Raw genomic sequence first — 10,268 nt, 5'->3', positions numbered from 1 at the left:
TGATATGGCACGCGAATTTCCACTAGAGCTGTACCGCAACTTTGGTATCATGGCCCACATCGACGCAGGTAAAACCACCTGTTCCGAGCGGATCCTGTACTACACGGGCAAATCCCACAACATCGGCGAAGTCCACGACGGCGCAGCAACGATGGACTGGATGGAGCAGGAGCAGGAACGGGGTATTACAATTACTTCCGCTGCGACGACGACATTCTGGGAACGTACAGAAGACGGCACAACACCGGATTCTCCTAAGCACCGCATGAACATCATCGACACTCCGGGTCACGTTGACTTCACTATTGAAGTTGAGCGTTCCTTGGCTGTTCTCGATGGTGCCGTTTGTGTTCTGGATGGCAACGCTGGTGTTGAGCCTCAGACAGAAACTGTTTGGCGTCAGGCTGATCGCTACAAAGTTCCACGGATCGTATTCGTGAACAAAATGGATAAGATCGGCGCGGACTTCTTCAACTGTGTTGCACAGATCGAAGACCGTACAGGCGCAACAGCTGTTCCAGTCGGCGTGCCAATCGGCGCGGAAACCGAGCTGGAAGGTCTGGTTGACCTCGTAACCATGCAAGAGTGGGTCTACATCGGCGAAGACCTCGGCGCGACTTGGGAAAAACGCCCAATCCGTGCAGAGCTTCAAGATATGGCCAACGAATGGCGTGGCAAAATGATCGAAGCCGCCGTCGAAATGGACGACGACGCGATGATGGAATACCTTGAAGGCAACGAGCCTGACGTTCCAACACTGCGCAAATTGCTTCGTAAGGGCACACTGGCAATGGCATTCGTGCCGGTTCTGGGTGGCTCCGCGTTCAAAAACAAAGGCGTTCAGCCGCTTCTCAACGCTGTTGTTGACTACCTGCCGAGCCCGCTCGACGTAGTTGACTACATGGGCTTTAAGCCTGGCGATGAGACAGAGACACGTGACATCGCCCGCCGTGCGGATGATGACATGGCATTCTCTGGCCTTGCGTTCAAAATCATGAACGACCCTTACATGGGCACGCTGACGTTCACACGTATCTACTCTGGCACACTTGCCAAGGGTGACACGCTGATGAACACAACCAAAGGTCGTAAAGAGCGTATCGGCCGTATGGTTATGATGCACTCCAACAAGCAAGACGAAATCACCGAAGCATATGCTGGTGACATCATCGCGCTTGCCGGTCTGAAAGACACCACAACGGGTGACACTCTGTCCGACGACAAAGAGCAGGTTGTTCTTGAAACAATGACGTTCCCAGATCCAGTGATCGAGATCGCCGTTGAGCCTAAGACAAAAGCCGACCAAGAGAAAATGTCGATTGGTTTGCAACGTCTGGCTGCAGAGGATCCATCCTTCCGTGTTGAGACCGACCTTGAGTCCGGTCAAACCATCATGAAGGGCATGGGCGAGCTTCACCTCGACATCCTCGTGGACCGTCTGAAGCGCGAATTCAAAGTTGAAGCCAACATTGGTGCGCCTCAGGTTGCTTACCGTGAGACTATCGGTCACGAAGTCGAGCACAGCTACACCCACAAGAAGCAGTCTGGTGGGTCTGGTCAGTTCGGCGAAGTGAAGATGATCATCACTCCGACAGAGCCTGGCGAAGGGTTCTCCTTCGAGAGCCGCATCGTTGGTGGTGCTGTTCCTAAGGAATACATCCCTGGCGTTGAAAAAGGCATCAACTCGGTTATGGACAGCGGCCCATTGGCTGGCTTCCCTGTGATCGACTTCAAAGTTGCTTTGATCGACGGTAAGTTCCACGACGTTGACTCCAGCATTCTGGCATTCGAGATCGCTGCACGTATGTGTATGCGTGAAGGTATGCGCAAAGCTGGCGCGAAACTTCTGGAGCCAGTGATGAAGGTCGAAGTTGTGACACCTGACGAATACACAGGTGGTATCATCGGTGATCTGACATCACGTCGTGGTCAGGTTCAGGGTCAAGATGCTCGCGGTAACGCGATTGCCATCGACGCCTTCGTGCCTTTGGCGAACATGTTCGGCTACATCAACACATTGCGTTCGATGTCTTCGGGTCGTGCGAACTTCACCATGCAGTTCGACCACTACGAGCCAGTGCCAAACGCGATCTCTGAAGAAATTCAGGCCAAATTTGCATAATTCCGGTGCGCGCCTCGGGCGCGCATCGTTTCCCTTTTAGGTATCGGGTCGAACCCGCCACCTGCACATAGACATAAACAGGAGGCCATCATGGCTAAGGAAAAGTTTGAACGCTCTAAACCGCACGTTAACATCGGCACAATCGGCCACGTTGACCACGGCAAAACCACGCTGACAGCAGCAATCACGAAGTACTTTGGCGACTTCCAAGCCTACGACCAGATCGACGGCGCGCCAGAAGAAAAAGCACGTGGTATCACGATCTCCACAGCGCACGTTGAGTATGAAACAGAGACACGTCACTACGCGCACGTTGACTGCCCAGGCCACGCTGACTACGTGAAAAACATGATCACTGGTGCGGCGCAAATGGACGGCGCGATCTTGGTTGTGAACGCGGCTGACGGCCCAATGCCACAAACTCGTGAGCACATCCTGCTGGGTCGCCAAGTTGGCATCCCTAAGATGGTTGTCTACATGAACAAAGTTGACCAAGTAGACGACGAAGAGCTGCTTGAGCTGGTTGAAATGGAAATCCGCGAACTGCTGTCTTCCTACGACTACCCTGGCGACGACATTCCTGTGATCCCTGGCTCCGCACTGGCTGCTATGGAAGGCAAGACACCTGAAATCGGTGAAGAGTCGATCAAGAAGTTGATGGCTGCTGTTGACGAATACATCCCAACACCAGAGCGCGCTGTTGACCAGCCGTTCTTGCTGCCAATCGAGGACGTATTCTCGATCTCTGGCCGTGGTACAGTTGTCACTGGCCGTGTTGAGCGTGGCGTTGTGAACGTGGGCGACGAGCTGTCCATCGTTGGTATCCGCGACACAGCGAAAACCACCTGTACTGGTGTTGAAATGTTCCGCAAGCTGCTGGATCGTGGTGAAGCTGGCGATAACGTTGGTGTTCTGTTGCGCGGCATCGACCGTGACGGCGTTGAGCGCGGTCAGGTTCTGGTTAAGCCAGGCTCCGTTACTCCACACACCAAGTTCGAAGCAGAAGCCTATATTCTGACCAAAGAAGAAGGCGGTCGTCACACACCGTTCTTCGCGAACTACCGTCCACAGTTCTACTTCCGGACTACTGACGTAACCGGCACAGTTCAGCTTCCAGCTGGCACCGAGATGGTTATGCCAGGCGATAACCTGAAGTTCGACGTTGAGCTGATCGCACCAATCGCGATGGAGCAAGGCCTGCGCTTCGCGATCCGCGAAGGCGGCCGCACAGTTGGCGCGGGCGTTGTGTCTAAGATTACTGAGTAACGTCGCCGTTTCGCTGAGCGAAACGCGACGGTGGGTGACCTGCGGTAGTCGTTCGTAAGAACGATGAGAGCAGAGAACCCACTCGGTTGTTACTAAAAAAAAGGCCGTCGCAGAAATGCGGCGGCCTTCTTTCTTTTGAATGTTCTGAAAAGGTTGTTGTCAGTGTAGAGAACCCATGCGAATAAAAGTGAGTTTGTAATAGGAGATTTATTTTGAAACGCCTCACCGTATTGGCCGCTATTTTTGCTTCGGTTTTTGCAACAAGCACTTCTGCCGCGACTATGACTCTTAATTGTACTATGACAGACATGCACAAAAGCGGGGGGTGGATTCCGAAAATTTCGATTATTGAAGTTGATACGACTCAAAAAACGATCGAACTATTGAAACCTACCGCAGAAGAAATGGGCGGTAAGGTGAAGAGTTCCAAATTGGTTCGGAACACTCAGGACAAAATGATTTTGCGTTGGATTTTGACCGGTACCAAAAGCAAATCGAACCAGCGAACACCAGCGTTCAATTACAGAGCTTTGCTGCATAAAAATACGGGCAAGGTGAGCGTGATTGCTAAACCACTAGGTTACGGGAACGATTTTCGTGCCAAAGGCGATTGCAAGATAAGTTGAGGTAAAACCTCTAGGGGGTTTTAATACCCCCTTGCCACAACCGCCGACTCGCCCTATAGCACCCACATCGGAACAGGGGTACGCCATGCGTGCCCTTCTTTTGTTCTGGAAAATAGACGCGATGAGGGTGCCGGATGAGCTGGTATCTTCCAATCCGTTAAGACCTCATTCGAGGGATATATGTCATGGCAGCAAGCCAAAACATTCGCATCCGCCTGAAAGCATTCGACTACCGGGTACTTGATGCATCTACTCAAGAGATCGTTAACACAGCCAAGCGCACCGGCGCTGACGTTCGTGGCCCGATCCCTTTGCCAAACAAGATTGAAAAATTCACCGTTCTGCGTGGCCCACACGTGGACAAAAAATCCCGCGATCAGTTCGAGATCCGTACGCACAAGCGTCTGCTCGACATCGTTGACCCAACTCCGCAGACTGTGGACGCGCTGATGAAGCTCGACCTTGCTGCTGGCGTTGACGTCCAGATCTCGGTTTAAGGAGGGCTACTGAATGTTGCGCTCTGGTGTAATTGCGAAGAAGGTTGGCATGACCCGCCTCTTCATGGAAGACGGCAAGCAGATCCCTGTAACCGTTCTTCAACTCGACAAGCTGGAAGTTGTTGCCAACCGCACAATGGAGAAGGACGGCTACACAGCGGTTCAGCTCGGTGCTGGCACAGCGAAAGCAAAACGCACATCCAAAGCTATGCGCGGCCACTTCGCCGCTGCGAAGGTGGAGCCTAAGCGCAAGGTCGCTGAGTTCCGCGTTGCTGAGGAAAACCTGATCCCCGTTGGTGAAGAAATCATCGCGGAGCACTATTTTGAGGGCCAATACGTTGACGTAGCTGGCACCTCGATTGGTAAAGGTTTCGCTGGTGCGATGAAGCGTCACAACTTTGGCGGTCTTCGCGCGACACACGGTGTGTCTATCTCTCACCGTTCGCACGGCTCTACCGGTCAGTGTCAAGATCCTGGTAAGGTTTTCAAAGGCAAGAAAATGGCCGGCCACATGGGCGCTGCCCGCGTGACTACGCAAAACTTGCAAGTTGTCAAAACTGACGTTGATCGCGGTCTGATCATGATCAAAGGCGCCGTTCCTGGTTCCAAAGGTGGCTGGGTCACCGTTAAAGACGCCGTGAAGAAGCCTTTGGCTGACACCGTTGTCTTCCCTGCCGCTTTGCGTTCCGCCGCTGTAACTGAAGCACCAGCTGAAGCTGCTGCCCCAGAAGGAGATGCGTCCGATGAAAGCTGATGCAATCAAACTTGACGGCAAATCGGCCGGCTCCGTAGAGCTGTCTGACGCCATCTTCGGCTTGGAGCCACGTGCAGACATCCTGCACCGTGTGGTTCGCTGGCAGCGCAACAACGCGCAGGCTGGTACGCACAAGGTGAAGACCCGTTCCGAAGTGAACTACTCGACCAAGAAGATCTACCGTCAAAAAGGTACTGGTGGCGCACGTCACGGTGCGCGTTCGGCTCCGATCTTCCGCGGTGGTGGTGTCTACAAGGGCCCAACACCTCGCAGCCACGGCCACGATCTTCCTAAGAAGGTTCGTAAGCTTGGCCTGATGCACGCCCTGTCCGCCAAAGCGGTTGCAGGCGAGCTGGTCATCATCGACAGCATCGACGTGAAAGACGTGAAAACCAAAACTTTGGCCGCACAGGTTAAGGAATTGGGCTGGAAGCGCGCTTTGATCATCGACGGTGCCGACGTGAATGCTGACTTCGTTCAAGCTGCCCGCAACATCGCTGGTCTGGACGTTCTGCCAACTATGGGCGCGAATGTCTTCGACATCCTGAAACGCGACACTTTGGTTATCACCAAAGCTGGTCTCGAAGCACTGGAGGCTCGCCTGTCATGAGCACGAAGTCTGAGCACTACGACGTGATCCGCAAGCCGTTGATCACCGAGAAAGCCACTATGGCCTCGGAGAACAACGCGGTTGTATTTGAGGTCGCTATCGACTCGAACAAGCCGATGATCAAAGAAGCGGTGGAAACACTCTTCGGCGTCAAGGTGAAGGCGGTTAACACCTCCATCACCAAAGGTAAGGTCAAGCGTTTCCGTGGCCAGCCTGGTCGCCGTAAGGACGTGAAGAAGGCGTATGTTACCCTCGAAGAAGGTAACACAATCGACGTCTCCACTGGTCTTTAAGTAGGGCAGGGGGCGACCCCGCACTACGCATAGAATTGAAGAAGCCCTGCTCTGATGAGCGGGGCTTTTTTGTTGGTCCGCTCCATCCAGCTCGGAATCAAGCCGCAGGCGCCGAGCATCGCCGGACCGTCCCACGGGCTGGCGATTTGGTTGGGCTGGGTTGTATCTTGATAGGGAGGACGTGCTTGGCTGCCATAAAGTGGTGTCCAAGAAGGTTTGATCGCCATCCCCCGGTCCTGCGATGCGCGGCTTTCTGTTGATACGGATAACCCGGAGCTGTTAGCTTATGGCAATGTTCATTCGTTTTGTTACTAACTTACCGCACCCGACTGTTGACGCTGAACTTGGGATGTTTGCAGCGCGCGATGACGTTGATTTTTCGGTACAAAAGGGAAGTGTTCAGCGGGCACATGATGAAGCCTTCTATTGGTTTATCAAGGGCGGTGGAGGTGGCCTTACCTATCCACGCCTCAAAGGGAAAGCGAGGACTTCTGATGTCCGAAAGTCTCTGTTTTGGTTTCATAAGGATGCGAGCTTTTCCTGTTCGAAAAAAGGTAGCGTCGTTATGCGCGCACGTGAATTGGCATCAGTACTTACTCTGGCAGGTTGCGAGATACGGGAAGTCCGTTTGACGAACCCAGGAAAGATAGTTTGGGACGATGGGGTTCAAGTTCTTGCACAGCCCAAAAATGGAAAAGTTCCAAAAGCGTTTTGAAGGGTAATTCCTCTACTAACCCCCTTGACCCGCAACACCCTCCAACCTAAACACCGACATCGGCAAAGCCCCAGATTCGTCTGGGGCTTTGCTGTTGCTCGCATGAGCACTTTAATTCGGGGACCTTCGGGGCCCTATAAACCAAGCAGCGGTAAGTCCCGCTGCTCCAAAACGGAAGACAGAAAGCATGGCACTTAAGTCGTATAAGCCGACGACGCCAGGCCAACGTGGGTTGGTTCTGATCGACCGCTCGGAACTTTGGAAAGGCCGCCCGGTCAAGTCCCTCACAGAGGGTTTGACCAAGAATGGTGGACGGAACAATACCGGTCGGATCACAATGCGTCGCAAGGGTGGGGGCGCTAAGCGTCTTTACCGGATCGTTGACTTCAAGCGGACGAAATTTGACGTCACAGCTACAGTCGAGCGGATCGAATATGACCCGAACCGGACTGCGTTTATCGCACTGGTGAAATATGAAGACGGCGAGCAGGCCTATATCCTTGCTCCTCAGCGCTTGGGCGTTGGTGACACCGTTATCGCATCGGCTAAGGCCGACGTGAAGCCGGGCAACGCGATGCCGTTCTCCGGTCTGCCAATCGGCACAATCATCCACAACATCGAGTTGAAGCCAGGCAAAGGCGGCCAGATCGCCCGTGCTGCAGGCACATATGCTCAGTTCGTGGGTCGTGACGGTGGTTACGCTCAGATCCGTCTGAGCTCCGGCGAGCTTCGCCTCGTCCGTCAGGAGTGCATGTGTACCGTTGGTGCCGTGTCGAACCCAGACAACTCCAACCAAAACTACGGTAAAGCCGGTCGTATGCGCCACAAAGGCGTTCGCCCATCCGTACGTGGTGTTGTTATGAACCCGATCGATCACCCGCACGGTGGTGGTGAGGGTCGTACCTCTGGTGGTCGTCACCCGGTTTCCCCATGGGGCAAACCAACAAAAGGTGCTCGTACTCGCAACAAGAACAAAGCGTCGCAAAAGCTGATCATCCGCTCGCGTCACGCCAAGAAGAAGGGACGCTAATAGATGTCTCGCTCTGTATGGAAAGGTCCTTTCGTCGACGCTTATGTGTTGAAGAAGGCCGAAGCTGCGAAAGACAGCAGCCGCAACGACGTGATCAAGATCTGGTCTCGCCGCTCTACCATTTTGCCTCAGTTTGTTGGCCTCACCTTTGGTGTTTACAACGGCAAGAAGCACATCCCAGTTAGCGTAACCGAAGACATGATCGGTCAGAAGTTTGGTGAGTATTCGCCAACTCGTACCTATTACGGTCACGCCGCTGATAAAAAAGCGAAAAGGAAGTAAGCCATGGGTAAGGATAAGAACCCCCGCCGCGTGGCAGATAACGAAGCAATGGCAAAACTGCGCATGCTCCGTACTTCCCCGCAAAAACTGAACCTCGTGGCTCAGCTGATCCGTGGCAAGAAAGTGGACAAAGCTTTGTCCGACCTGACTTTCTCCAAGAAGCGTATCTCTGACGACGTTAAGAAATGCCTGCAGTCCGCAATCGCGAACGCTGAGAACAACCACAACCTTGACGTGGATGATCTGATCGTGGCCGAAGCCTATGTTGGCAAAAACTTGACCATGAAACGCGGTCGCCCTCGGGCCCGTGGCCGGTTCGGCAAGATCGTTAAGCCGTTTTCCGAGCTGACAATCAAGGTGCGCCAAGTTCAAGCTGAGGAGCAGGCATAATGGGTAATAAAGTAAATCCTATCGGCATGCGTCTTCAGGTCAACCGCACCTGGGACAGCCGCTGGTACGCTGAAAGCAAAGACTTCGGTGACATGCTTCTGGAAGACATCCGGATGCGCGAGTTCATCAAAGTTGAGTGCAAACAAGCCGGCATCAGCCGTGTGATCATTGAGCGTCCGCACAAAAAGTGCCGCGTGACAATCCACACAGCACGCCCAGGCGTCATCATCGGCAAAAAAGGCGCCGATATTGAAGGTCTGCGCAAGAAGCTGGCCGCGTTCACCGAAAGCGAACTGCACCTCAACATCCTTGAGGTTCGTAAGCCTGAATTGGACGCAGCACTGGTAGGCGAGTCCATCGCCCAGCAGCTGGAACGTCGTGTGTCCTTCCGTCGCGCTATGAAGCGCTCGGTACAGAACGCAATGCGTATGGGTGCCCTTGGCATCCGTGTGAACCTCGCTGGCCGCCTTGGTGGCGCCGAGATCGCGCGGACCGAATGGTACCGTGAAGGCCGCGTGCCTTTGCACACCCTGCGTGCCGACATCGATTACGCACACGTTGAAGCGATGACTGCCTATGGCATCATCGGGATCAAAACATGGATCTTCAAAGGCGAGATCATGGAACACGATCCACAAGCGCGTGACCGTAAGCAACAGGAACTCCAAGACGGCCCAACACCTCGCGGTGCTGGCGGTCGTCGCTAAGGGGGGCGTGAAGAATGCTACAACCAAAGCGTACTAAATTTCGCAAGATGCACAAAGGCCGCATCAAGGGTGAAGCAAAGGGCGGGACAGACCTGAACTTTGGCACCTACGGCCTCAAGGCAACTGAACCTGAGCGTATCACTGCACGCCAGATCGAAGCTGCCCGTCGTGCAATGACGCGTCACATGAAACGTCAAGGCCGTGTCTGGATCCGTATTTTCCCAGACCTGCCAGTGACCTCCAAGCCTATCGAAGTTCGTATGGGTAAGGGTAAAGGTTCCGTGGACTTTTGGGCATGTAAGGTCAAACCTGGCCGTATGATGTTCGAAATCGACGGCGTGAACGACGCAGTTGCACGCGAGGCCCTGCGCCTTGCTGCGATGAAGCTGCCTATCAAAACACGCGTCGTCGTACGCGAAGACTGGTAATCCCGTCGTTCGCTAGCGAACGAAGTTGGCGGAGGCAGCGTGTTTTCAAGAAAACGCGCGTTCCGCCACCGTAGACATAGAGAAGCCCCCGCTGAGACATCGGCGGGGGCTTTTTGTTTGGGAAATTAATAAGTAATAAATTGGGTGAGAATTGCGACTTGCGCGCGCCATTAGTAATTTGAATGATAAAAACCATGACTCTTGAGTCCATCCCTCTGAACAAGCGACTATTGAAATGGACCGCATGGTTGGCGGTCTCAATTGCAGTGGCGCTTCTTGCTCAGCGAGTGATTTTGGGCACACTTCCCAGTGCCCTTATGTCTAAGTATTCTACTGCGGTAAACACACACGGGTTTGTTTTGCTCGCACTTCCACACATACTGATCTTTTCAGCTATGATCCTTTATACGTTTAAGGATGATGCAACGACGTCCGGATTTAAATTCTTCATACTTTCAGCGGCTACCAATCGATCGACTCTGTTCAGCACTCTTTGCTTCTTGATGATAATATCGGGTGTAATTTTGATGATTTTTCAATCACTCTAC

The 10,268-nt window shown here is 53.5% G+C and carries 14 protein-coding genes; 13 read left to right on the top strand and 1 reads right to left on the bottom strand.

Annotated features, from left to right (window positions below; all coding sequences use genetic code 11):
* The first annotated feature begins 4 nt into the window (after positions 1–4).
* The 7 genes from fusA to Q0746_RS06350 all read left to right on the top strand — a co-directional run bounded on the left by fusA (position 5) and on the right by Q0746_RS06350 (position 6,168).
* Entirely contained in the window at positions 5–2,122 is a 2,118-nt protein-coding gene (gene fusA, locus Q0746_RS06380) for an elongation factor G (RefSeq protein ID WP_298258413.1), read from the top strand.
* A 90-nt stretch (positions 2,123–2,212) separates the two neighbouring features.
* Positions 2,213–3,388: an elongation factor Tu gene (gene tuf / locus Q0746_RS06375; protein WP_298258411.1), complete on the top strand. Its 1,176-nt coding sequence runs from the start codon at positions 2,213–2,215 to the stop codon at positions 3,386–3,388.
* Positions 3,389–3,600: 212 nt separating this feature from the next.
* Positions 3,601–4,014 carry a hypothetical protein gene (locus Q0746_RS06370; RefSeq protein ID WP_298258409.1) on the top strand — a complete coding sequence of 138 codons (414 nt, stop codon included), beginning with the start codon at positions 3,601–3,603 and terminating at the stop codon, positions 4,012–4,014.
* Between the two features lie 185 nt (positions 4,015–4,199).
* Positions 4,200–4,511 carry a 30S ribosomal protein S10 gene (gene rpsJ / locus Q0746_RS06365; protein ID WP_021101968.1) on the top strand — a complete coding sequence of 104 codons (312 nt, stop codon included), beginning with the start codon at positions 4,200–4,202 and terminating at the stop codon, positions 4,509–4,511.
* Between the two features lie 13 nt (positions 4,512–4,524).
* Entirely contained in the window at positions 4,525–5,265 is a 741-nt protein-coding gene (gene rplC, locus Q0746_RS06360; RefSeq protein ID WP_298258405.1) for a 50S ribosomal protein L3, read from the top strand.
* Complete coding sequence (gene rplD, locus Q0746_RS06355; protein ID WP_298258403.1) at positions 5,255–5,875, top strand: 50S ribosomal protein L4; 621 nt, start codon at positions 5,255–5,257, stop codon at positions 5,873–5,875. Before rplC ends, rplD begins: the two co-directional genes overlap by 11 nt.
* Complete coding sequence (locus tag Q0746_RS06350; RefSeq protein ID WP_298258401.1) at positions 5,872–6,168, top strand: 50S ribosomal protein L23; 297 nt, start codon at positions 5,872–5,874, stop codon at positions 6,166–6,168. The genes rplD and Q0746_RS06350 overlap by 4 nt, the downstream gene beginning before the upstream one ends.
* A 23-nt stretch (positions 6,169–6,191) precedes the next feature.
* Here the strand turns inward: Q0746_RS06350 and Q0746_RS06345 are convergent, their stop codons facing one another.
* Positions 6,192–6,395, bottom strand: a complete 204-nt coding sequence (locus tag Q0746_RS06345; RefSeq protein ID WP_298258399.1) for a hypothetical protein — start codon at positions 6,393–6,395, stop codon at positions 6,192–6,194.
* Positions 6,396–6,454: 59 nt separating this feature from the next.
* On the opposite strand from Q0746_RS06345, the gene Q0746_RS06340 reads away from it, so the two are divergent.
* From Q0746_RS06340 to rplP, 6 genes are all read left to right on the top strand, one after another.
* Complete coding sequence (locus Q0746_RS06340; RefSeq protein ID WP_298258397.1) at positions 6,455–6,883, top strand: hypothetical protein; 429 nt, start codon at positions 6,455–6,457, stop codon at positions 6,881–6,883.
* Positions 6,884–7,070: 187 nt separating this feature from the next.
* The gene (gene rplB / locus Q0746_RS06335) at positions 7,071–7,913 is read left to right on the top strand and encodes a 50S ribosomal protein L2 (protein WP_298258395.1); all 843 of its coding nucleotides are present in this window, start codon (positions 7,071–7,073) and stop codon (positions 7,911–7,913) included.
* A gap of 3 nt (positions 7,914–7,916) precedes the next feature.
* Entirely contained in the window at positions 7,917–8,195 is a 279-nt protein-coding gene (rpsS, locus tag Q0746_RS06330; RefSeq protein ID WP_298258392.1) for a 30S ribosomal protein S19, read from the top strand.
* A gap of 3 nt (positions 8,196–8,198) precedes the next feature.
* A complete protein-coding gene (gene rplV, locus Q0746_RS06325; RefSeq protein WP_298258390.1) occupies positions 8,199–8,585 on the top strand; it encodes a 50S ribosomal protein L22 in 387 nt (128 codons plus the stop codon).
* On the top strand, positions 8,585–9,292 hold the full coding sequence (gene rpsC / locus Q0746_RS06320) for a 30S ribosomal protein S3 (protein WP_298258389.1): 708 nt from the start codon (positions 8,585–8,587) through the stop codon (positions 9,290–9,292). Before rplV ends, rpsC begins: the two co-directional genes overlap by 1 nt.
* 14 nt (positions 9,293–9,306) lie before the next feature.
* Complete coding sequence (rplP, locus tag Q0746_RS06315) at positions 9,307–9,720, top strand: 50S ribosomal protein L16 (RefSeq protein WP_298258387.1); 414 nt, start codon at positions 9,307–9,309, stop codon at positions 9,718–9,720.
* The last annotated feature ends 548 nt before the right edge of the window (positions 9,721–10,268 follow it).

This window comes from uncultured Litoreibacter sp., from assembly GCF_947487515.1.
Lineage (GTDB): Bacteria > Pseudomonadota > Alphaproteobacteria > Rhodobacterales > Rhodobacteraceae > Litoreibacter.
The sequence above is the reverse complement of the archived record's forward strand: the minus strand, read 5'-3'. Positions and strand labels throughout refer to the sequence as shown.